Raw genomic sequence first — 24,719 nt, 5'->3', positions numbered from 1 at the left:
AAAGATTTTAGAATTTAAGATTTAACTGAAAACCAACTGTTCTTGCTGTTGGCAGCTGCCCCATTTCCACTCCCGGAGTGATGGTTGCGTTGTCCAGTGTAGCCACTTCAGGGTCAAACATTGGAAACCTGGTCCACATCCACAGGTTCTTTCCGAAAATGGCAACGGTAAGATCATCCAGACCTATAGATTTTATGGTCTCTTTCGGGAATGAATAGGCAATTCTTGCGTCTCTCAGTTTTATAAAATCTGTGCTGAAGCTGTTAGTTTCCACATTGGCTCTTCTGTAATAATCTCCGTAGTAAGAAGATACCAGTACTCCTTTTGTATTCGTACTAAAGGTTCCGTCAGGGTTCTGAACCACCCCGTCTCCTACAATCATTCCGCCTGGATTGTCTCTTCCCGGAAGGGTAGATTTCAGCTTACCTTGCTCAGACATTTTATGATGTGACTGAGAATACGCAATACCACCATACTGACCATCAAATGAGAAGCTTATTGTAAAGTTTTTGATTCTGAAATCATTTTGAAGCCCGGCTCTCCATTTCGGGAATGCATTCCCTACTTTTTCAATATCTGCAGGTCTTGCGGGAAGTCCGTTATCACCATAAATTACTTTTCCTTCCGGATTTCTCAGTAGTTTAAAACCATACATGTCTCCCAATGAACCGCCTACTTCCATTTTATAAAAGACTACATCTCCTACATTGGAAACAATTCCGTCGAATCCTTCAGGTAAGGTCATCACCCTGTTTTCGTTGGTAGACCAGTTTCCCCCCACTTTCCATGAGAAATCTTTACCTCTTATGGCTAAGATATCTGCTGAGAGTTCCAAACCTCTGTTTCGGATTTTTCCTGCATTGATGATCCTTTTGGAATATCCTGCTTCGGTGGGCAATGATACAGGGATAATCTGATTTTCACTGAAATTCTGGTAAGCAGTCAGATTAAGGTTCAACCTGTTTTTGAAAAGGCTGAAATCCATACCGGCTTCAATATTGGTATTTTTTTCAGGTTTAAGAGATGGATTATTAAAGGTTGTAGGTGCTACCACGCTTCCTGTAATGTTGCTTGCTGTATAATAATTATCCAAAAGATAAGGATCACTGTCTATCCCTACTTTTGCCCATGAAGCTCTCAGTTTCCATAAGTTCAGGTTATTGCTTTTCAGATTAAAAATGTCTGAAAGAATGAAACTGGTACTCACTGAAGGATAAAAGAAGGATCTGTTTTGCTTGGGAAGTGTAGAACTCCAGTCGTTTCTTCCGGTAACGTCCACAAAAATCTTATTGTCATATCCCAGAGTAAGCAATCCGTACACACTGTCGACATGTTTATCTCTTGGCGCCGGATATTTAACAGGAATATTGAGCGCATTGGTAAGGCTGTATTCCCCTGCTGTTTTCAATCCAATAGCCTGATAATCATTCAGCAGATATTCATTATAACGGATACTTCCCCCTGCAGAGGCGGAAATACTGAATTTATTCCAGTCTGCTTTATAAGAAAATAAAAGGTCGTTATTATATTCCTGGTTTTTGATAAACTGTTCTCTGTAGAAACCTTTCAGGTAATTGGCAGAACTCCATGGCCTTTTGGTCGTTCTTTTTTCATTCAGGATTTCAATACCGGACCTCAGCATTAAACTGAAATTTTTATTAAACTGATAATCTGCAGTGATATTTCCTGTAATGGTTTTCTTTCTGACTCCATTCAGCATTTCGTAAGCAATCATATAAGGATTATCAATGTAGGAACTGAACGGATGAATCTGATCAACCTGCTCCTGACCTGGTTTCCAAACCGGTTTGTACCATTCAAGATCTACATTGGGATTCTGGAAGATCATGAAGTAAGAGATCGACTGGTTGTTGTATCCTGTTGCAGGAAGGTTATCACTGGTAGTAGTGTTGTAGGCAAATTTTGTTGAAATTTTTAATTTTTGGGTAAGCTGATGGGCAAATGACAAGGCAAAATTGAACCTGTCGAAGCCTGTATTAGGCATCATCCACTCGTTATTAAGGTAAGTCAATGACGTCCTGAAACTTGTTTTCTCGTTGGAGCTTTCTACGGAAATGCTGTTTGAGTAAGTAGATCCTGTTCTCCAGAAACCTTTGATATTATTTTCATAAGGTCTCCACAATTGTCTTTCCTTGCTTTGTCCCATCACATCAGGATCGTATTGGAAATAATACTGTCCGGCGAATTTAGGACCGAAAGCACTACTGGTTCCTCCTGTACTTGGACCATCCGGGGAAAGACCATAAGAATAATAGAAGTTTCCTGCTGTATTGGTTGCCAGTGTTCCCTGCCCATACTCGTATTGCCAATCCGGCCATTTCAGTACAGAATCAAAGCTCGAGGAAGAGTTAAAAGTGACCCTCAGTTTTCCGTTCTTTGTTTTTCCTGACTTTGTGGTGATCATTAAAGCTCCGTTGGCGGCACGGGAACCGTATAATGCAGCAGCAGAAGCACCTTTCAGTACAGTTACAGATTCGATGTCGTCCGGATTGATACTGTTCAGACCGTTTCCAAGGTCGATAGGAACATCACCTCCGGATCCTGCTCCATACGCTGCCGTGCCGGAACCTGTGGTAGAATTTCCCAATGGCACTCCATCCACTACAATAAGAGCATAGTTATGATCCATCATAATGGATTTCTCTCCTCTCAATGTAATTCTCGAAGTACCAAGAGGTCCTGCTCCGGCAGTCTGAATTTTTAGACCTGCCACTTTCCCTTCCATTGATTGCGCCCAGTTGTTATTCTGGGTTTCTTCAAATGTTTTGGCATCTACTTTTTCGGCAACATACCCTAAAGCCCTGTCGTGTCTTTTGATTCCCAAAGCAGTTACCACTACTTCGTCAAGTCCTTTAACCGTGTCTTTTTTAGCTTTCTGCTGCGCTGTCAGGTTGACGCTGACCAATCCTAACAGCGACAAAACCAACAGTTTTTGTGTCTCTTTACGCATTTCCTTTTTGTTTGCGCAAAATTAGAACGACATTACAAGGATAGCCTTAACATAGTTTTAACGTTTCTTAAAAATTTATTAAACCATATATTAATCAAGTCTTAATAACATTGGATAAAAACCTCAATACTAACCATTTAAGCAATTAAGTATTTTTAATGCAGTATCAAAGCATCATTTACGTATCTTTATTGTCTTTACTTGAGATAATACTATACAAAACAAGTAAAATACTGATTTTTAAATAAATACATTAAATTTAATCATGTTTTTTTAATATTCCTGGATATAATGAATTTATCCCCAAAAAGACACAGTCTGCCTTTTATAAAGGGCAGACTGTGTAAATTGCTACTTGTTGAGAATTTGATTTGAGAGGTGTTGTAAACCACCCCGTCAAAAATTCTTTGAATTTTTGCCACCCCTCCGGAGGAGGGGAATATTTAGTCTTTCAGTTGTACTTTTTGTGAAAAGCTTGGACTGTTATTTATTCTTTAACTGGTCAGGAATATTGGTTGTTACGAACCCGATTCCTTGTTTTTTCAGTTCATCATATACGGCAACGTCATTCACTGTCCAGGCATTGGTAATTAGTCCTAATGTTTTTGCATCAGCAATCCAGGTTGGATTTTTCTGGAAAACGCTGTAGTGATAGTCCATACCGTCCAATCCTTCTTTTTTGATCTGTTCAGGAGACAGCTCGCCGTTCAGGTACTGAACTTTAAAGGATGGAGCCAGTTTTTTGATCTCTTTACAGATATTAAGACTAAAAGAAATAAACTCACTTTGAGATTCCAATTTCATGTCTTTGATCATTTTGATGGTTTTCTGCGTGATCTCTTTTTCAATTTCCGGAGTTTTTGCAGGTTTGATCTCGACAATCAGTTTCAGAGATTTATCTTTTTTTCCTTGCTTTAAATAATCTTTTAAAGTTGGAAAATTTTCTCCATTGGCTAATTTCAATGCTTCCAATTCTTTGAAGGTAGCTTCTGAAATTTCCATTTTACCGTGATGTTCATCGTGGTTGATCACCAATACACCATCTTTTGTCATTCTAACATCAAATTCAGACCCATATATTTTTAATTTCTGGGCATTCTCCAAGGATTGAAGTGAATTCTCCGTTGTAGGAGGCTGAGCCTGGAAATATCCTCTGTGGGCAATAATCTGGGTTTGTGCTTTCATCATAACTGTACTTAAAACTGCTAACCCTAAGATAAAATTTTTCATAATATAAATTAAATTATTAAAAATAAAGTTGTGAACTTCCTGATAAAGGTAGTTATTAAAAAATGAAAACCACAAAGACATAAAAGATTTACGGACTCAGCTAAGTGACATTACAATAGCCGGCTCAATTCTTTTATGTCTTCAGTGGTTAACAAAGGTAAAAGTTAGAAACTGTATTTCGCACCGATTTGGATCTGGTATGGATTTCCTGTCATTGGAACCAGACCTCCTCCACTTACGTTTTTGGTGTATTCGTACTGCATCGTATCTTTATTGAATCTTGTTACTTTATACAGAGAGGTATTTCCATATGAGTTGTTGACACCCCATTCTTTATTAAGAAGGTTTGCTACGTTGAAGATATCTACAGAAAGTTCGAAAGCTCCTACTTTATCAAATTTAATTTTTTTCGCTACACGAACGTCCCAAACTCCATAGAAACCATTTTTACCTCCGTTACGTTCTGCTATTTTTCCGTTATATTCATTGATATAATCCTTCAGAGCCTGCCCCACCTGTGGATCATCCAGAACGGATTGGGTAAGATTCGGGAAGATAAAAGCAAGGTCGTTGGAATCAACAAAGTCTCCGTTGATATTCCCTCCTGTTGTTGCTGAGAAACGGGTTCCCCCGATTCCAGAATATCTGATTCCTACTGTAAAGCCTGCAATGGTAGGAGAGTTTCCATAGATAACCACTTTATTACGGAACTGATTGTCAGAATAGGTCATTCTTAAATCTCTCGGATCACTCTGAATCATCGTAGACAATGTTGCAGAGTTGGCTACGTTTCCGTTATATGAAGTATTGTCTTTAATATCAGACCATGTATAACTTGCGGTGATTTCTCCGTCTTTCCAGTAACGGTAACTTGTATCAATGACGAATGAGAACTGGTTTACTTTACCATCGCTCACCAATTCGAGTACTCTTCCGAAATTATTATTGATTCTGCCCTGTTTCCAGTCGAAGCTTACACTGTTATTAGCATTATTGGTAATGGCACCTGTAGGGATAAATACTCCTCTTCCTCCTTCATTAGCTAAGGTAAAGAATGGATTGGCAACCATGTTTCTGTCGTAGTAGTAATAATTATTTCTACCTAAAGCCATGTATCCTGCGATTCCCGCTCTGAATCTTTCATTGAAGAAATGGGTATAGGAAATATTCGCTTTATAAACAATTGGAATTTTTGCATCTTTACCCGTATAGTTAATGGTTGGAATCTGCTTCTGGGAAAGAGATGGAACCGATCCATAATCATTTCTGTAACTGTTGAAATCCGGGAACGGAACATCTTTACCGGTTACATCCACTGTAGCCAGATGCTTTCCATCGAATACAAGGTTGTTGATAATCATGTAATTGTTGATATCAGAAGAGAAAATTCCGGCACCGAACTTCAGGAAGTCTTTGTTTCCTTCATTGATATTCCAGTCAAACTGGAATCTTGGCTGGATTACGAATGATTTGATCTGATTATCTGTTCTGATTCCCATTTCATCAAACAGCTTCTGGTTGAATTCTGCTTTCGGGTAACCACTGTAGTCTAATCTTAAACCAGCCATTAAATCAAGCCCTTTGGCCACTTTGGTCTGGAATTGCCCATAAAGACCGATGTTCCAGATGTTTGATCTTACAGACGGATCGGCCATCAAAGGAACTTCTCTGTAGAATCGGTAAGGGGTCATTGCATCAAAATTACTCATTCCCTGGAAGTGGAATCTTCCGTTAACCTCACTTCCGTATACCGATTTTGCGGTTGTATACATAAGATCTGCCCCGAAAGTATACTTTACTTTATCGGTATTGTAATATAGATTATCTACGATCTGGAATACATTATTTCTAAAGCTTTCCTGGGCAAAACGGTGTCCTCCGATCTGAATATTCGTAGATCCTGCACTGGAAGATACTCCTTCAACTATAGCCCTCGGAACAGGTTTTCCTAATTGATTGTTCTGATAACTGTCCTGGAAAGTATAAAGATACTGCGCCTTTAATTCGTTAGTTAAATTAGGCTGCAGGTTTGATCTTAAGGTTAATAATAAGCTGTTGTCAAGGTTTTTATCATTTCCATAAGATTCAAAGAAATTGATATTGGTATTGTCACCCAGTCCGTTTTTATTAAGGTCATAGGTAAAGTTATTTCTTAATGTCAATAAATTTTTCTCATTGATCTGCCAGTCTAAACGTAAAAATCCGGCATCCGAGTTTCTTACTTTGTCAAAACTTCCAAACTGAGGACCGCTTCCTACTCCATATTTTGCTCTGGCAATATCCACAAACTGATTAAGCGTCTGCGTGGTGGTATTGAATCTCTTCTCATCATCCGGAGATTTGATATCCGCAATCACCAATGGTCTTGAATCCAGCTGGTGATCCCATGCTACGAAGAAGTGTAATTTATTTTTAATGATGGGTCCACCTAATGAAAACCCGAACTGGGAAGTAGAGAAATCATTATCTCTTTTGTTTCCTCTGATGTCATATGGACTGGAAAGCCAGTTGGTTCTTAAATATTCCCATGCACTTCCTGAAAATTTATTGGTTCCTGATTTGGTAACAGCACTTACGGTTCCTCCTCCACTTCTTCCCAATGTAACGTCATATTGGTTGGTTGTGATTTTGAATTCACGTACTGCTTCAATGGAAATTGAAAACGGTGCACCGCTTCGGCTGGTAGTAGATCCTGCAGAAGTGGGATTTTTTGCGGTCATCCCATCAATCGTAAAGTTGGTGGACGATCCAAGCTGGCCGGAAAGGTTTCCTCCTTTTCCACTTAGCGGGGACAGTTCCGTAAGGTTGGTGAAGTTTCTTCCATTCACCGGAAGTATACTGATGTTTTTAGCAGAAATTGCTGTGGCTGCTCCCAGGTTTCCGATCTTGTTTTTAAGGTTTCCTGTAATTTTTACTTCCTCAATAGCCTTTTCGTTCCCCAGGTCCATATTGACAGTCACCTGATCACCGAAATTCACACTGTAACCTTCTTTTTTATCATCGTTTACAATGACAGTGTAAGGCCCTCCAAGAGGAATTTCTTTAAAAATATATTCCCCTTTTGAGTTGGTTTCCGTTTCCGTTCTGAATCCTGTGGACTCATTTACGATCGTCACTTTCACTTTTTCCTGAGCCGTACTTCCCGGTCCGGTAACTTTCCCTACAATAGAAGCCTGCGTGGTCTGTGCATAAGCCATTGTCCCAAGCCCTAAAAACAATAATCCCAGTACAATCTTTACTTTTTTCATTTCTTCCGAAGATCTTTATGATTAATTTTTTGATATTCGCCAGGAAACCTCTTTGATTTTCACACTGATAAATCATTATGAGGTTTCTTTAATCAGATGTGCAAAGGTATTTTGACTTTAACAGCGGGATGTTTAAGAAAGCTTTAACATTTTTTTAATTAAATCAGAACGTTATGTTAAATTACTTTAAACGAGTGTTTTATTTATTGTAAAACCAGCCTCTTAAGGTGTATTAAGCATTTTTAATTTTCCAGTACTATTTTATTCTGTTATTTTTTAAATGCAATTACTTTAGTTATTTTTGCTCAAAAGATAGAAAAGCAATGTCTGAAAACATTCAACAAAAGATAGAACAGCTCCGGAAAGAGCTTCACCAGCATAATCACAATTATTATCAACTGGATACTCCCACCATTACGGATTTTGAATTCGATATGCTTCTGGAGGAACTACAGGGTCTGGAGGCAAAATATCCGGAATTTTATGATGAAAATTCTCCTACGGTACGTGTAGGTGGTGGTGTTACTAAGGTTTTCCCTACCATTCAGCATAAATTCAGGATGTATTCTCTGGATAATTCCTATGATTTTGATGATCTGGAAGACTGGGAAAAAAGAATCATCAAAACCATTGAAGATCCCGTAGAGTTTGTTGCTGAGCTGAAGTATGACGGTGCGTCTATTTCTATCCTTTATGAAAACGGAAAGCTTTCACAGGCAGTTACCCGTGGTGACGGCTTCCAGGGTGATGAAATTACCCCGAATGTACGTACCATTTCAGATATTCCTTTGACTTTAAAAGGTGATTTCCCCGCTCATTTTTTTATGCGTGGTGAAATTTATCTGACCCGAAAAAACTTTGATAAAATCAATAAACTCCGCGAAGAAGAAGGACTTGATCCTTTCATGAATCCAAGAAATACTGCCAGCGGAAGTTTGAAAATGCAGGACAGCGCTGAGGTAAGAAAACGCGGACTTTCCTCTGTATTATACCAGTTTATTTCTGATGAAGTTCCTGCTGAAACCCATTGGGAACTGCTTCAGAAAGCTCAGAGCTGGGGCTTCAAAACTTCCCAGCAGGCAAAATTATGTAAAACCATGGCTGAGGTGCAGGAATTTATTACTTTCTGGGATACTGAACGTCATAATCTGCCATTTGAAATAGACGGTATTGTTTTAAAAGTAAATTCTTTACAGCAACAAAGACAGCTTGGATATACGGCCAAATCTCCCCGTTGGGCAATGGCTTATAAGTTTAAAGCAGAAAAAGTAGAGACGGAACTTCAAAGTGTTTCATATCAGGTGGGAAGAACAGGTGCCATTACTCCTGTTGCGAATTTAAAACCTGTTTTACTGGCCGGAACCATCGTAAAAAGAGCTTCTCTTCATAATGAAGATATCATCAAAAAGCTGGATCTTCATGAGCATGATTTCGTTTATGTAGAAAAAGGAGGTGAAATTATTCCGAAAATTGTAGGGGTAAACACGGATAAAAGAACGGAAGAAAGCAGAGAAATTGAATACATCAAACATTGCCCTGAATGTGGTACTGAGCTGATAAAAATTGAAGATCAGGCTATTCATTTCTGTCCGAACGAGCTTCACTGCCCTCCACAGGTAGTGGGAAGAATGATCCACTATGTTTCCAGAAAAGCATTGAATATTGATAATCTTGGAAGTGAAACGATTGAACAGCTTTACAGAGAAAGATTGATTGAAAACCCTGCTGACTTCTATGTTTTGACAAAAGAACAGCTTCTTCCACTGGAAAGAATGGCTGAGAAATCTGCTCAGAATATCATCACAGGAATTGAAAAATCCAAAGAAATTCCTTTTGAAAAAGTTTTATATGGAATCGGGATCAAACATGTGGGAGAAACTGTTGCCAAGAAACTGGTCAAAAACTTCCCGACTATTGAAGAATTAAAGAATGCCACGGTAGAAGAGCTTTGTCAGGTAGAAGACATCGGAGCTAAAATTGCAGTGAGCATTGTTGATTTCTTCCAGAATTCTGAAAATGTATTGATGATCGAAAGATTGAAATCTTACGGAGTACAGCTTGAGAAAGGAGAAAGTACTAATGAAGTTTTGTCCAACGTTCTGGAAGGAAAAACATTCCTGTTCACCGGAAAATTATCTTTATTTACCAGAGAATCTGCTGAGGAAATGGTAGAAAAGCATGGCGGAAAAAATATTTCTGCAGTTTCAAAAAACCTCAACTATCTTGTAGTAGGTGAAAAAGCCGGAAGTAAACTAAAAAAAGCTCAGGATATCGGAACAATTACGATTCTGGATGAGCAGCAGTTTCTGGATTTGATTGAAAAGCAATAAAGAATAATGGTTTAATCATTTATATAAGACTGTGAAATCTATCACAGTCTTTTTTATTTTCATTTTTGAAATAAGTGTTTTGAATTCAAACATAAAAAATAATAAAATATTCGTGTAAAAGTTTACATTTGCGTTTGATTTATAATCAAATAATAAAAAACTAAAACCCAATTACCTAAACCATGAAAAAACTCTACTCAGTTATTCTGTTGACTGTATTTTCTATCCTTCAGTCACAGATTGTCAATATTCCGGATGCTAATTTTAAAGCAAAATTATTGTCAGCAGACATTACCAATAGTATCGCATCAACAAATTCCGGTAATTTTAACATGAAAATTGATACGAATAACAATGGAGAAATTGAAGTATCCGAAGCTTTACAGGTAGGAAGACTACGACTTTATGGTGGAGGAATTTCAGATCTGACAGGAATCTCTGCCTTTGGGAATTTAGGAGAGCTGGATATTTCCGGGAATAATATATCATCCCTAAATCTGAGCTCTAATCCTTTTCTATCAGAATTAAGCTTAGATGCAATGTTTCAACTAACTTCCCTGAATCTTACCAACTGTAACAATCTATACAGGTTTTACTGCAATAATACAGCAATAACTTCATTGGATTTGCAGAATAGACTTTCTTTAAAATATTTGTACATTTTTAATACCCCTTTAGCGAATATCAATATTTCCGGATCTTCACATATTGTGGAATTGGATATAGAAAAGACACAACTGACAACATTTGATGCTTCCAATCTGCAGAATATTTTTGTTTTTTACCTGAAGAACAATACTTTGCTTTCGTCCATTAACTTTGCAAATTCCAATATGGAGATCATAGATGTCAGCAAAAATAACCTATCAGCTCTCAATATTCAAAATCAGAGCAACCTTCGTGTTGTTTACTGTGAAAACAATCACTTAACAAGCTTAAGTATGCCCGGTTGTCCCGATATGAAAATTATTTATTGCGGATATAATCAGCTCACAAGCCTCAATCTTTCCATATATCCTCTTTTAAATACACTCAACTGCAATAATAATTCAATTCAATCTCTTGATCTATCCCAAAACCCTGAATTTTATAATATCAACTGCAGCTCAAACAATATGAGTTTTCTTAATTTAAAAAACGGTAAAGTTCAGCAAAATAGCGGAACAGGTATCGTTTTTAATCCCAATCTTGTAATTTGCTGTGATTACAATGAACAGGATATGATACAAAGTATAATAGATAGTTCTCCCTATTTTTACTCCACTTATAAAACAACAAATTATTGCTCATTTACTCCGGGCGGAATCTTCTATGTGGTTCAGGGAAATACAAAATATGACAGTAACAATAATGGCTGTGACATCGGTGATCCGGGTAAAGCGTTGCAAAAATTTAATATTACAAGTGGAAATACTTCAGGAAGTTTCATAGGAAATACTTCAGCTAATTATTCAATCCCACTACAGGCAGGAACACATACCCTTACCCCTGTGTTAGAAAACCCTAATTATTTTACAGTCACTCCACCTTCCATAAGCGTAACCTTTCCCAATCAGCCTAGTCCTGTAGCCCAAAATTTCTGTTTGGCAGCTAATGGAGTTCATCATGATTTAGAAGTGATGATTATTCCTGTAACAGCAGCTTCACCTGGTTTTGAATCAAAATATAAAATCATCTATAAAAACAAAGGCACTGCACCTCAGTCGGGAAATATAGTTTTTAATTTCAATAATAACCTGATGAATTATCTGAGTGCAACGACATCTCCAGGCTCTCAATCTAGTGGTATGTTGAACTGGAATTTCACGAATCTTCTCCCTTTTGAAACCAAAGAAATTACTGTAACGCTGAAATTAAATACCCCAACACAGACTCCACCACTCAATGGAGGTGATATTTTACATTATGCAGCACAAATCAATGGCGCTACCGATGAAACGCCTGCTGATAATAACTTCACATTGAACCAAACGGTTGTCAATTCTTTTGACCCGAATGATAAGACTTGTCTTGAAGGAACTACTATTGCACAAACCCAGGTAGGAGATTATGTACATTATCTGATCAGATTTGAAAATACAGGAACCGCAAATGCACAGAATATTGTGGTAAAAGATGTTATTGATACTTCTAAATTCGACCTAACAAGTTTAGTCGCATTGAATGGAAGTCACAATTTTGTAACAAGAATTACCAATCCGAATACCGTAGAATTTATTTTTGAAAATATTCAACTGCCTTTTGATAATGCCAATAACGATGGATATGTATCATTTAAAATCAAAACAAAATCTACCTTAAGTCTTGGTGACAGCTTTAGCAATACTGCAAAAATCTATTTCGATTACAATAACCCGATTGTTACCAATACTTATACAACAAGCGTTCAGAATGTACTGGCAACAGCTGAAATCAATAAAGAAAACTCTATTATTGCTGTTTACCCGAATCCGGTAAGAGATATTTTACATATTCAATCTAAAAATGAAATTGTAAAAGCTGAAATCTATGATGCAGCCGGAAGAATTATCAGTTCAACAAATGTAAAAGGAAACTCCATTCCTGTTTCTGAACTTTCTAAAGGAAACTATATTCTTAAAGTTTTCTTGAAAGACAAAGTAATTGTACAGAAGTTTATTAAGGAGTAAACTCACGAATGTTATAAAAAAAGCTGCGAATAATTTTCGCAGCTTTTTTATTTTCTCCTGATTACTTTTCTTTTAGCTATCTCTTACCTCTTACAAATAATAGCTCTTCTACAATTCAATTCTTCCAACAAAGCATTTGTTTTCACATTCAACAGGTTTGTATTTATAATATTTCCTTTTCTGCCAAAAGGATCATCTTTTATGGCAATACAAATAGACTCATTTGTTTTTATTCCCCGAAATGTTGTATTTGAAATATAAAATGACAAAATATCTTCAAAATTGATCGTTGTAGGTTTTCTCAATAAGTTATAAATTATAATCTGCTTATCAGTAATTGTTAACAATGGCTTTGTCCGAAATAACAGCAGTATTGAATAAACAAATCCAAATGAGAAAAGTAAAAATCCCAGATAAAAAATGATTATTGTTCCTAATCCCTCGTTTTCCAAATCATTATTAAAAAAAATAAAAATGAAAACAGATGAAATAATAAACATTATAAGACTTTTTATCTTATTTGAATAAAAGTGAATCTCATTTACTTTTATTGAGTTCAATTGAATCATACTTTATTTGAAAACGATAATAGTGTATGGATTTTTTTGCCCTGCTTTAGGCAAAATCATCCTGATATGTTCTTTATTCCTGTAGTAATCTACATAGGGTTCTTTGGTAATGATCTTCCCTTTTTCAGTTTCTTGATATCCGGCTGATAATATCAGTTTAAGATATTGATTATACTCTGTCTTGTCTTTAAACTCAAATTCAATTCTGTCTTCTGATTTTTCTTCTTTGTATTCAAACTTTCCGATTTTTGAGGTATAGTCTGGGGAATCATATTCGGTTAAAACGAAACCTAAGCCTTCAGTTTTGTCATAAAATCTGAACTTCAGCTGTTTCATTTCCTTTTTAAACTCATCCATTGTGAGTTTATTGAAACCTTTAAGCTGTTCTACTGTGAATGTCTGTGCAGAGACGTGAACACTCAGTAAAACTGAAAATAATAAGAACGCTAAAGTTTTTCTCATTGTTATTTTTATCGCAAATATAAAATAATCCTTAAGAAACCGGCAGTCTGAAATAAAATGTACTTCCGTTATTCAGAGAACTCTTCACTCCTATTTCTCCATGCTGCTTTTCAATGAAATTTTTTGAAATAGCCAAGCCCAAACCTGTTCCATTTTGGTGTTCGCCGGGAACCTGAAAATAACGGTCAAAGATCTGGCGGTGGTATTTTTCATCAATTCCGCTTCCGGTGTCAATAATACTGAACTGAATGAATGAGTTCTGTTTTTCTACCACAATCTTAATATTTTCATCCTGAAAAGAGTGTTTCACCGCATTGGTAAGAAAGTTATTCATTACCCAGACTGTTTTATCAAAATCAGCAGTTACAGCATCACTTTCTTCCAGAAGATATTCTGTGCTGATGGAAATATTTTTCTGCTCGGCAAGCTTTTCAACATTTTTTACAGCAGTTTGTACGATTTCTTTAGGGGAACATTTCTCTACAGTCAATCTGATATTTCCGGATTCTACCTGAGAAAGATTAAGCAATTCACCTGTGATATCCAATAATCGCTGTCCATCTTCATTGATGCTTTTCAATAATTCCTGCTGCTGCTCGTTCAGTTCCCCGAACTTTTGGTTTCCAAGAAGCTGCACACCCATCTTGATAGCTGAGATCGGAGTTTTCAGTTCATGGGAAATGGTGGCAATAAAATTGGTTTTGGCAAAATCCAGTTCTTTGAAAGGGGTAATATTTCTCAGTAAGATTACCTTTCCGATATATTTTTTCTCTTTTTCGCCTGTTTTTACAATATTGATGGGAATAATATCCTGTTCAAAATAGTTTTCTTTGTTATCACGAACAATCTTAATCGGATCTTTTACCGGATGATCTATATTTTTCAGCAGCTCACGCATCAGATCGTTGTTAACAGCAACCTCATGAGCTGTTTTTCCAATAATATCTTCCTTATGGAGATTGGTAATCTTCAGTGCTTCATCATTGATCATATAGATAAAATGATTCTCGTCCAGCCCAATAACTGCATCATGCATATTATTAACCAAGGTTTCGATACGTTTTTTATCCATCAGCTGCTTGGAAAGTGTACTGCTTTCGTACTCCTGAAGTTTTTCCGCCATACTGTTGAAGGACTCCGCCAGACTGTTAAATTCTTCACTTCCTTTGAAATGAACTCTCTCGCTGTAGTTTTTATCAGCAATCTGTTTGATACTGAAAGTAAGCTGATTGATAGGCTCTGCAATGGTTTGTGGTAAATTGAAAAGCAGAATAAAAGCAATCAGAAAGCATACGGTTCCTAAACTTACAATCCAGAAAGTAGCATTTTCAGCTGTAATAATAGCGATATCACTCTTTCGTTCAATCCCTTTCATATTCAAAGACATAATCTTTGAAAGATCTTCACGGATGAGTTTTTCTTTATGAATATCCGGTGCTTTCAGATAGCTATTGAAATGAAGGTTCAGATTCTGAGTGGCTTCTTTTTCTCCAAATTCGGTAAGGTTCTTTTCCTGAAGTTTATTGTTTTTTTGAAAATCGGCTACCGCCACAGTACTGTCTGTACTGATATTATCCAGTGCCAGCAGCATATTTTTAGAAAATTCCAGGCTGTTGTAATTGGCCGTCAGAATTTTTTCAGTATCCGATTTTAATTTATTGATGTATACAGAACCTATCACTGAAAGCAGAACAATCAGTAAAAATAAAAGGCCGACGCCTAAGGTAAGTTTCGTTTTAAGTTTCATTATTTTTATGATAAAATAATAATATCTATCTGTCTTTCATTCAGCCTGTTCATCAGGGTATAAATCCAGCTGTATCCCAACATTCGCTGCCAGAAACTGGCATGGGGTTTTCCAATGCAGACCGTAGTAATATTGTGGGCAATCACATATTCCAGAATTCCGTTATGAACACTGCTCTCTTTGATCCTGACTACTTTGGCACCTAATTCCTGTGCTAAATTAAAATTATTAATTAAATACCGCTGTTTATCCAACGCTATTTTTTCCGGATTTTCTGAAGGTTTCTGAACATATAAAACAGTCCATGGACTGTTATAATAGCTGGCTAACCTTGCTGTTTTCCGGATAATTGTTTTAGCAATTTTCTCATTACTGCTGATGCAGGCCAGGAATTTTATGGGTTTAAAATTTTCGGTTTTGATCTCTGTTTCTACCTTTCTTTCCACGTGGGTGGCTACTTCTTTTAAAGCCAGCTCACGAAGCTGTAGAATATGTCCGCTCTGGAAGAAATTACTGAGTGCTGTCTGAATTTTTTCCTTTTTATAGATTTTTCCTTCTTTCAATCGGGTCAGCAGTTCATCAGCGGTAAGGTCTATATTTACAACTTCATCTGCGAGTGCCAGTATCTTATCCGGGACACGTTCTGTTACTTCCACTCCTGTGATTTTCTTTACCTCCTCATTCAGACTTTCAATGTGCTGGATATTCATCGCACTAATAACATTGATGCCGTTATCAAGGATTTCCAGTACGTCCTGCCATCTTTTTTTATTTTTGGAACCTTCTACATTGGTATGTGCCAGTTCGTCCACTAAAACCACTTCAGGATGTTCATTGATAATGGACTGAAGATCCATTTCTTCAAGGTTCTTTCCTTTATAAAAGACAGATTTTCTTTCAATTTGAGGAAGGCCTTCCACCAGAGCTACCGTTTCTTCCCGTCCATGCGTTTCAATATACCCGATTTTTACATCAATGCCATTTCGCAAAAGGGAATGCGCTTCCTGAAGCATACGGAAACTCTTTCCTACCCCTGCACTCATCCCGATATAAATTTTGAATTTTCCTTTACGGGATTTTTGAATCAGTTCTAAAAAATCTTTTGCTGATGACATTGATTTTATTCTTTTTAATTTTACTTTAAACACTATTTTTTGTGGCTAAATCGATTTAAAACCAGACCGCTAAACTCGATGTTATAAAGAAATTCCCTTTTCTGAATTCATCATTTTTAGCGAAAATGGCATCTTTGGAAGTAAAACCTCTCGCTTCTGTGCGGAAAACTACATTTTTGAATATTGCATAATCTACATTGAAAGAATATCCGAAAGTTTGAAATCCATTGGGCGTTTCTGTATTGATAATCACTCCGTTTTTATCGTTATAATATTCCAGCCGTCCTGCCAGCGCCCATTTATTATCTAATTGATATTTCATTAATACATTTGGGCTGTACCAGATATTATACTGCTCGCTGCCTTTTGACTTCTGCTCAGCTCCGATATCAAATCCTAATACAGCGTAAAACTGATCAGTTATCTGGAAGCTTCCATACAAATCATGGAAATAACGCATCCTTTTGTCTTCTTTTGCTTTATCATTTCCTATGAATGAACTGCTGTTCAAAGTAATTTTATCATTCGGCTTATACGTCAGCTGATGTCCGAAAGAAATACTCTGATTTCCTTCCGGTTTCGCAATACGCTGCCATCCGTTCAAGACCAATCCGCTTACAAACCATTTTCCGTTATCTGAAGTGTAGGAAATTTTTGCTCCGGTTTCAAAATACGGCGAGTTTTCAGCGGCTAAACTTCTTGTCAGATTCACATTATCTTTTCCTATAGCACTTTCCCAACCGATATGTGAAGGCATGATCCCTGCATCAATCCATAGATTTTTATTCTTTGATATTCTGATTCCTACATTGGCTTCGTTTATATAACGCAATGCATTTTGCTCGGCAGCCATATTATCCTGAGCATAAGTTCCTGCCATTAAAGCTAGATTAGCACGGATATTTTCACTCTGGTAATTGGCTTTAACCAATCCCAGGTTAAGATTCATTTCATTATGTCTGTTATAGGAGTAGAGAAAATTTTGACGCATATGATTTCCAGGCTCATTAAAATCGTAGGTGTAAAAGAGTTCTGCATAAGCGGAAAACGTAACTTTATTTCCTATTTTCAATGAATCTGATGATTGTGCTTTGGCTAAAAACAGCCCTGACAGCGCAGCTATAGCTAGATATTTTTTCACTTTTAATTTGGGGGTATTAACCATGTCAAGGTTTAAAGCCTTGACATGGTTGATTATTAAATTTATTATTTTAATTGATCCAAAGCAAGGTTAAGCTTCAGAACATTTACTTTTGAGGGTCCGAAAAGTCCTAGTAATGGCTTTTCAGTCTGAGTATTAATTAAGCTTTTGATCTGCTCTTCTGAAAGGTTTCTCACTTTTGCAACTCTTTTTGCCTGGTACAAAGCTCCTTCTTCAGAAATATCCGGATCCAGACCGCTTCCACTTGCCGTAACAAGCTCTACAGGGATTTTTGTATTTCCCATTTCAGGGTTTTTCATTTTTAAAGTATCAATTCTTTTCTGAACTGTTTCCAGATATTCTTCATTACTGGGTCCTTTGTTGCTCCCGCCGCTTCCTGCCGCATTATAATTAACGGAAGAAGGACGGCCGTGGAAGTATTTTTCAGATTTAAATTCCTGTCCGATATTGGCATAAAACTTCTGTCCTTTATCATAGACAATTTCTCCGTTTCCTTTGTTGGGAAGTATTTTAGAACCTCCATATACAACCCCCAGATAAATACCTGTCGCTACCAGCATTACAAGCGTTAATCTGAATGCTGAAACAATATGATTTTTCATTTTTTTAATTTTAATAGAATAAACTGATTACCAGATCAATGATTTTGATTCCAATAAACGGAACGATTACCCCGCCTAAACCATAAATCAAAAGGTTTCTTCTCAATAAGGCACTTGCACCGATCGGTTTGTAAGCCACTCCTTTTAACGCCAGCGGAATCAGGAACGGAATGATTATCGCATTGAAAATAACCGCTGATAATATGGCTGTTTCCGGGCTGTGAAGGTTCATAATATTCAGCTTCTGCAGGGAAGGAATAAAAGTGATAAAGAGTGCTGGAATAATGGCAAAATATTTCGCTACATCGTTTGCAATACTGAAAGTGGTCAAAGTTCCTCTTGTCATCAGCAGCTGCTTTCCGATTTCCACGATTTCGATCAGTTTTGTAGGATCATTATCAAGGTCTACCATGTTCCCGGCTTCTTTTGCAGCCTGTGTTCCACTGTTCATGGCTACACCTACATCTGCCTGAGCCAATGCCGGAGCATCATTGGTTCCGTCTCCCATCATCGCTACCAGTTTACCTTCCTGCTGTTCCTTTTTGATGTAATTCATCTTATCCTCAGGCTTGGCTTCAGCAATAAAATCGTCTACTCCAGCTTTTTCTGCGATAAATTTGGCAGTCAGAGGGTTATCTCCGGTTACCATTACCGTTTTCACTCCCATTTTTCTCAGTCTTTGAAAACGTTCCTGAATTCCGGTTTTGATGATATCCTGAAGTTCAATAACACCCCATACTTTTTCATTCACAGAAACTACCAGAGGAGTTCCTCCGTTTTCAGAAATTTTGGTTACCGCCTCCTGGGTTTCCTGTGGGAAGATATTCCCGGCTTTTTCAGTCAGTTTTTTTATTGTATCATAAGCTCCTTTACGGATTCTCGTTTCGTCAAAATCAATTCCTGAAGTTCTTGTTTCTGCAGTAAAATCGATATATGTAGGATTAGCAACTAATAAATCTTCAGATTTCAAAGCACTCAGTTCGATGATTGATTTTCCTTCCGGTGTTTCATCCGCTACGGAACTTAATGCAGAAGCTTTAATAAATTTGTCAAGTTCGATTCCGTTTGCAGGATGGAACTGCGTTGCTTTACGGTTACCGATCGTTATTGTTCCTGTTTTATCTAGCAAAAGAACATCAATATCTCCTGCTGTTTCTACGGCTTTACCACTTTTGGTAATAACATTCGCTCTCAAAGCCCTGTCCATCCCCGCAATCCCGATTGCAGAAAGCAGACCACCGATGGTTGTCGGAATAAGACAAACGAAAAGAGATATAAATGCCGCTATGGTAATCGGAGTCTGCGCATAGTCTGCAAAAGGCTTTAAAGTGAGGGTAACAATGATAAATGTAAGGGTAAATCCTGCCAGAAGTATGGTTAATGCGATTTCGTTAGGTGTTTTCTGTCTTGAAGCTCCTTCTACAAGGGCAATCATTTTATCCAAGAAGGATTCTCCCGGTTTTGTGGTTACTTTTACTTTAATTCTGTCTGAAAGAACTTTTGTACCTCCTGTTACAGAACTTTTGTCTCCTCCGGCTTCACGGATGACAGGTGCACTTTCTCCGGTAATAGCAGATTCATCAATAGTAGCAAGACCTTCAATAATCTCTCCATCCATCGGAATCTGATCTCCGGCTTCGCAAAGGAAAATATCACCTAAGGTCATTTCAGCAGACATCTTCAGCCTTGTTTCTACCTGAAATCCCGGCTTGTTATCAAGTACCAGTTTAGCCGGAGTTTCTTCCCTTGTTTTTCTAAGGGTATCAGCCTGTGCTTTTCCTCTTGCTTCCGCTATAGCTTCTGCAAAATTGGCAAACAAAACCGTGAAAAATAAAATAATAAATACTAAAAAGTTATAGGAAAAACTTCCCTGGGTTTTATCACCAGTCAGGCTGAACATGCTTACTATAAACATGACAATGGTTCCGATTTCCACCAGGAACATGACTGGATTTTTAAACATAATTTTCGGATTCAGCTTTACGAAAGACTGTTTTATCGCTTCGTTGACCAAATCTCTTTGAAACAATGTTTGTGACTGATTTTTCATTTTTTTGAAAGAATTTATATCATTGTAAATCAATAGTAACCATTAAGGTCCGCCAGATCATGAGGATAGATATGGATAATATTAAGTGAACGTTTCAGTAAGTTGTCAGACTAGCTTCCTAACTTTTCGGCTTCCTTAATGGTTGATTATTGATTTTAATTTTTAATGTTCACATTTTTATTTTGAGAAATACTGAATCTGCTCTGCAATAGGGCCTAATGTCAATGCAGGGAAGAATGACAATGCTGCAATCAGTAAAATCACTGCCAGAGTCATAAATCCGAAAGTAGCTGTATCCGTTTTCAGTGTTCCGGAACTTTCCGGGATATATTTTTTCTGTGCGAGTAGTCCTGCAATAGCAACAGGGCCTATAATCGGGATGAATCTTGATAATAGAAGCACAATTCCCGTTGAAATATTCCACCAAGGTGTATTATCTCCAAGTCCTTCAAATCCGGATCCGTTATTGGCTGCAGAAGAAGTAAACTCATACAGCATCTCACTGAAACCATGGAAACCTGGATTATTCAATGTTTTTGCTCCGAATTCCGGTAGATAAGCCGTTAAAGCCGTACCTGCAAGAATTAAAAAAGGATGGAATAAAGCCACAATCATCGCAATCTTCATTTCTTTGGCTTCAATCTTTTTACCCATAAATTCCGGAGTTCGTCCCACCATCAGACCACTGATGAATACAGCAAGAATGATAAAGATAAAATAGTTCAGGATTCCGACTCCACAGCCTCCGTAGAAACAGTTGATCATCATCGCAAGCAATTCATTCATCCCTGAGAGAGGCATTGTACTATCGTGCATAGCGTTCACAGAGCCTGTAGAAATTACCGTTGTGGCAATACTCCAATAACCGGATGCTGCACTTCCGAAGCGTATTTCTTTACCTTCCATAGCTCCAAGCCTGTTATCTGTTCCCATTTGTGTAATCAGAGGATTTCCAGCCGTTTCATTCAAAACATTCGGAATGGTAAGCGCCAGGAAACCAACTGTCATTACGGTAAAGATCACCCATGAAAGTTTTCTTTTATTCAGATAAAAACCCAGTGCAAATACCAACGCAAACGGAATAATCATCTGTGTGACCATTTCTGTAATGTTGGTCATATAATTAGGATTTTCAAGCGGATGTGCTGAGTTCGCTCCAAAAAATCCTCCACCATTAGTTCCTAAGTGTTTGATTGCAACAAACGCAGATACAGGTCCTCTGGAAACATCAGCCTTCTGACCTTCCAATGTAGTGATATGGTCTTTTCCTTCAAAAGTCATCGGACTTCCGTTGATAGAAAGTATTAAAGCAACAATTACACTGATCGGAACCAGGATTCTTATCATTGATTTTGTGAAAAAATCGTAGAAATTACCTAATTCTGTGCTTGTTTTTTCTTTAAAAGCTTTAAAAAGGACCGCCATTGCTGCCATCCCTGTTGCTGCCGTTACAAACTGCAAAAACATCAGATAAAGCTGGCTCAGGTAGCTTACTCCTGTTTCTCCCGAATAGTGCTGTAGATTACAGTTCACTAAAAACGAAATGGTCGTATTAAAAGCCAGATCGGGTGACATATTCGGGTTTCCATCAGGATTTAAAGGAAGCCATGCCTGATTAAGTAAAAGAAGGAATCCGATGATGAACCATATAAGGTTGATCGCCAGCATGGCGTACATATTCTGCTTCCAATTCATCTGACGGGCAGGATTAATCCCCGAAACTTTATAAATTAACTTTTCAATGGGTTCAAAAACCGGATTAAGAAAAGTCTTTTTGTATCCATAAACATTAGCTATATATTTTCCTAAAAAAATTCCGATAACTAATGTAATAGCAAACATTGCTATAATGCCTAAAATTTCTGTATTCATGATCAATTAAAATTTTTCAGGTTTTATTAAAACATAACAGATATACACAAAGGCAAGTATTGAGAGGAAAAATAAACTCCACATAATTTATATTCTATCAAAAAATTCAACTGATTTACATAAAAGCCAAAACAACACTGCAAAAAGCAGGATTAAACTTATAAGCATCATATCTTAATCATTAGGGTTAAAAGAGTCAGTAATACGTACGATACAATCAGCAGACTAAAAGTAGAATGCTCCCGTTTTTTAAACGTTTTTCTTGAAATTGTCATTTTTAAATATTTTATTCATAGACTATATGCCAAAAGAAAGTCCATCTTTAAAAACAAACATATAAACAACTGAATTACAGATTATTAAATCAAACAATCAAGCCATATAAAAACAGAAAAGCCTATCAAAATGATAGGCTCTTTATTAAAATGATAATCGGTTTATTTCAATCCGTATTCTTCCAGTTTACGGTATAATGTAGCAATACCAATCTCAAGTAATCTGGCTGCTTCCGCTTTATTTCCTTTTGTATATTGCAATACTTTCTGAATATGTATCTTTTCCAGGGAACGGATGCTCAGCGAATCACTTTCCGGAACTGTTTTTTCAGAATAATGAGGAAGGCTGACGGCATCAAGGATATTATTATCCATCAAAATTAAACTTCGTTCCACGGCATTTCTCAATTCACGAATATTTCCCTTCCAGTCGTTTTTTTCCAATACTTTATAATAATCCGGAGTTACCTGAATTGAAGACAAATGAAGTTTATGAGAAAAAAGATCAATAAAATTCTTAGCCAGTGCTTTTAAATCTTCTTTTCTTTCTCTTAATGCCGGAAGTGTAATCTCAAATACATTCAGTCTGAAATAGAGATCTTCTCTGAAATTCCCCTGTTTTATTTCTTCTTCCAAATCTCTGTTAGTAGCTGCGATTAATCTGAAATCAGATTTTGAAACTTTCGTCTCACCCATTTTGATAAATTCTCTGGTTTCCAAAACTCTAAGTAACTTCGCCTGAAGTTCTATCGGCATCTCACCAATTTCATCCAGAAATAAAGTACCACCGTTAGCTTCTTCAATTAGTCCCTTTTTATCCTTCATAGCACCGGTAAAGGCTCCTTGTTTATGGCCAAAAAGTTCACTTTCCAGAATCTCTTTACTGAATGCCGAGCAGTTGATCGCTACAAAGCTGTTTTTCTTTCGGTCACTCCCTTCATGAATCGCACTGGCAAAAACTTCTTTACCCGTACCTGTTTCCCCTGTAAGCAACACAGCAGCGTCTGTTAAAGCCACTTTTTCAGCCAATTTCTTGGCCTGCAAAATTAAAGGGGACTTGCCTATGATCTGGTCAAACCCTTTGGTGACAACCTGCTGCACCGTTCTCGATTTGTTATCCTTTACCTTTTCAAGAGCTTTATACACCAATGGGATAATTTTTTCATTATCATCACCTTTCACCAAATAATCATACGCACCATTTTTCATCGCCTGCACTGCATCAGTAATATTACCAAATGCCGTCATCAGGATAATTTCAATTTGAGGATATTTATTCTTGATAGACTTCACAAGCTCTACTCCAAAAGCATCAGGCAGGCGCACATCGCTTAGAACAACATCAAATTCATATTGCTCCAGCATTGTCATCGCCGAACGTGCCGTAGAAGCTTCTTTTACATTAAAATTCTCTTGGGAAAGGATCATTCCTAGTAATTTAAGGAGTTTGATCTCATCATCGATGATCAGAATATTTCCTGACATTATCATTATTTTTGGAAAACTAGTACAAACTTATTGAATTTATTCGAGTAAAATAGGGTAATAGAAGGAAATAGTTTTGTGCATAGTTTGATGGTGATTAATAGGTGTTAATTCGGGTTGCGAGTTCCGGGGTTGGTAAGGGATGATCAGTCGATGTTTGTAAATTCCTATAGAATGGATGATGTCCCAATAGATTTTCATTTCCTTTGATCATTCTGTAGAAGTAATCCTTATTTATGAAAGGTTTAAAGGCTGTAACATCACAGGATAATGTCTACGCATTTTAGCAGTTAATATAGTTAGTATTAGCCGCTATCATGCTGAAGCGGAGTCGAAGCATTTTAATTAAGAGGAATAGATCAGCAAAGATACTAAAGACGGTAATCTAGGAAGGAACATGAACGATAAGTGACAAGTGATGAATGATAATTGATGATTGCTTACTACGTCACATCTATTATCTATTATCTATTATCTATTATCTATTATCTATTACTCATTGCTCATTGCTCATTGCTTATTACCCATTACCCATTACCCATAAACCTGAGCTGGGTATAAAGCAAAAAAAAATCCTTTATCGTTATGATAAAGGATTTTTAAAAATAAAATAAAAACTGGCGGCGGCCTACTCTCCCGCGTTAGCAGTACCATCGGCGCTGGTGGGCTTAACTTCTGTGTTCGGAATGGGAACAGGTGAGCCCCACCGCTAAAACCACCCTAAAGAAGGTATATAAGGTTACAGGTTGTAGGTAATAGGCGCAGGTGTTACCTGACTCCTGATTGCTACCATCTGCTCCCTGTTTTAAGCGATAAAAACTTTCACAAAGACAAAACCTTTACTGCACATAAAGCACTTGGTTTATATTAGTAACCATAGACTATAAATCTACGGGTAATTAGTACTACTTGGCTATGACATTACTGTCTTTACACCTATAGCCTATCAACGT

Annotated in this window: 15 protein-coding genes and 1 rRNA gene; 2 read left to right on the top strand and 14 right to left on the bottom strand. The window is 37.1% G+C overall.

Annotation, left to right across the window (positions count from 1 at the left end; translation table 11 throughout):
- Positions 1-7: 7 nt before the first annotated feature.
- From FB551_RS00090 to FB551_RS00080, 3 genes are all read right to left on the bottom strand, one after another.
- Positions 8-2,971: a SusC/RagA family TonB-linked outer membrane protein gene (locus FB551_RS00090; RefSeq protein ID WP_142013859.1), complete on the bottom strand. Its 2,964-nt coding sequence runs from the start codon at positions 2,969-2,971 to the stop codon at positions 8-10.
- A 483-nt stretch (positions 2,972-3,454) separates the two neighbouring features.
- Positions 3,455-4,201 (bottom strand): glycerophosphodiester phosphodiesterase family protein, encoded by a 747-nt coding sequence (locus FB551_RS00085; protein WP_142013856.1) that lies wholly within the window; start codon positions 4,199-4,201, stop codon positions 3,455-3,457.
- Positions 4,202-4,365: 164 nt separating this feature from the next.
- Positions 4,366-7,449 carry a TonB-dependent receptor gene (locus FB551_RS00080; RefSeq protein WP_142013853.1) on the bottom strand — a complete coding sequence of 1,028 codons (3,084 nt, stop codon included), beginning with the start codon at positions 7,447-7,449 and terminating at the stop codon, positions 4,366-4,368.
- A gap of 323 nt (positions 7,450-7,772) precedes the next feature.
- Between FB551_RS00080 and ligA the strand changes: the two genes are divergently transcribed.
- Both ligA and FB551_RS00070 read left to right on the top strand, forming a co-directional pair.
- The gene (gene ligA, locus FB551_RS00075; protein WP_142013850.1) at positions 7,773-9,779 is read left to right on the top strand and encodes an NAD-dependent DNA ligase LigA; all 2,007 of its coding nucleotides are present in this window, start codon (positions 7,773-7,775) and stop codon (positions 9,777-9,779) included.
- 182 nt (positions 9,780-9,961) lie between these two features.
- Complete coding sequence (locus FB551_RS00070; protein ID WP_142013847.1) at positions 9,962-12,427, top strand: DUF7619 domain-containing protein; 2,466 nt, start codon at positions 9,962-9,964, stop codon at positions 12,425-12,427.
- A gap of 83 nt (positions 12,428-12,510) precedes the next feature.
- Here the strand turns inward: FB551_RS00070 and FB551_RS00065 are convergent, their stop codons facing one another.
- The 11 genes from FB551_RS00065 to rrf form a co-directional block, all read right to left on the bottom strand.
- Positions 12,511-12,996: an STM3941 family protein gene (locus FB551_RS00065; RefSeq protein WP_310022657.1), complete on the bottom strand. Its 486-nt coding sequence runs from the start codon at positions 12,994-12,996 to the stop codon at positions 12,511-12,513.
- Positions 12,997-12,999: 3 nt separating this feature from the next.
- Complete coding sequence (locus tag FB551_RS00060) at positions 13,000-13,458, bottom strand: hypothetical protein (RefSeq protein ID WP_142013845.1); 459 nt, start codon at positions 13,456-13,458, stop codon at positions 13,000-13,002.
- Positions 13,459-13,489: 31 nt separating this feature from the next.
- A complete protein-coding gene (locus FB551_RS00055; RefSeq protein ID WP_142013842.1) occupies positions 13,490-15,205 on the bottom strand; it encodes an ATP-binding protein in 1,716 nt (571 codons plus the stop codon).
- A 5-nt stretch (positions 15,206-15,210) separates the two neighbouring features.
- The gene (locus tag FB551_RS00050; protein ID WP_142013839.1) at positions 15,211-16,320 is read right to left on the bottom strand and encodes a sensor protein KdpD; all 1,110 of its coding nucleotides are present in this window, start codon (positions 16,318-16,320) and stop codon (positions 15,211-15,213) included.
- Positions 16,321-16,375: 55 nt separating this feature from the next.
- Complete coding sequence (locus FB551_RS00045; RefSeq protein WP_185150192.1) at positions 16,376-17,461, bottom strand: porin; 1,086 nt, start codon at positions 17,459-17,461, stop codon at positions 16,376-16,378.
- A 65-nt stretch (positions 17,462-17,526) separates the two neighbouring features.
- The gene (kdpC, locus tag FB551_RS00040; protein ID WP_142013834.1) at positions 17,527-18,084 is read right to left on the bottom strand and encodes a potassium-transporting ATPase subunit KdpC; all 558 of its coding nucleotides are present in this window, start codon (positions 18,082-18,084) and stop codon (positions 17,527-17,529) included.
- 10 nt (positions 18,085-18,094) lie between these two features.
- Positions 18,095-20,134 carry a potassium-transporting ATPase subunit KdpB gene (kdpB, locus tag FB551_RS00035; RefSeq protein WP_142013832.1) on the bottom strand — a complete coding sequence of 680 codons (2,040 nt, stop codon included), beginning with the start codon at positions 20,132-20,134 and terminating at the stop codon, positions 18,095-18,097.
- 177 nt (positions 20,135-20,311) lie between these two features.
- Positions 20,312-22,006 (bottom strand): potassium-transporting ATPase subunit KdpA, encoded by a 1,695-nt coding sequence (gene kdpA / locus FB551_RS00030; protein ID WP_142013829.1) that lies wholly within the window; start codon positions 22,004-22,006, stop codon positions 20,312-20,314.
- A gap of 6 nt (positions 22,007-22,012) precedes the next feature.
- Positions 22,013-22,090, bottom strand: a complete 78-nt coding sequence (locus FB551_RS23635) for a potassium-transporting ATPase subunit F (RefSeq protein ID WP_077415921.1) — start codon at positions 22,088-22,090, stop codon at positions 22,013-22,015.
- Between the two features lie 353 nt (positions 22,091-22,443).
- Positions 22,444-23,766, bottom strand: coding sequence for a sigma-54-dependent transcriptional regulator (locus FB551_RS00020; RefSeq protein WP_142013827.1), 1,323 nt, complete (start codon positions 23,764-23,766; stop codon positions 22,444-22,446).
- Between the two features lie 615 nt (positions 23,767-24,381).
- Positions 24,382-24,489 (bottom strand): 5S ribosomal RNA (rrf, locus tag FB551_RS00010).
- Positions 24,490-24,719: the final 230 nt, after the last annotated feature.

The organism is Chryseobacterium aquifrigidense (genome assembly GCF_006716485.1).
Lineage (GTDB): Bacteria > Bacteroidota > Bacteroidia > Flavobacteriales > Weeksellaceae > Chryseobacterium > Chryseobacterium vietnamense.
The sequence above is the reverse complement of the archived record's forward strand: the minus strand, read 5'-3'. Positions and strand labels throughout refer to the sequence as shown.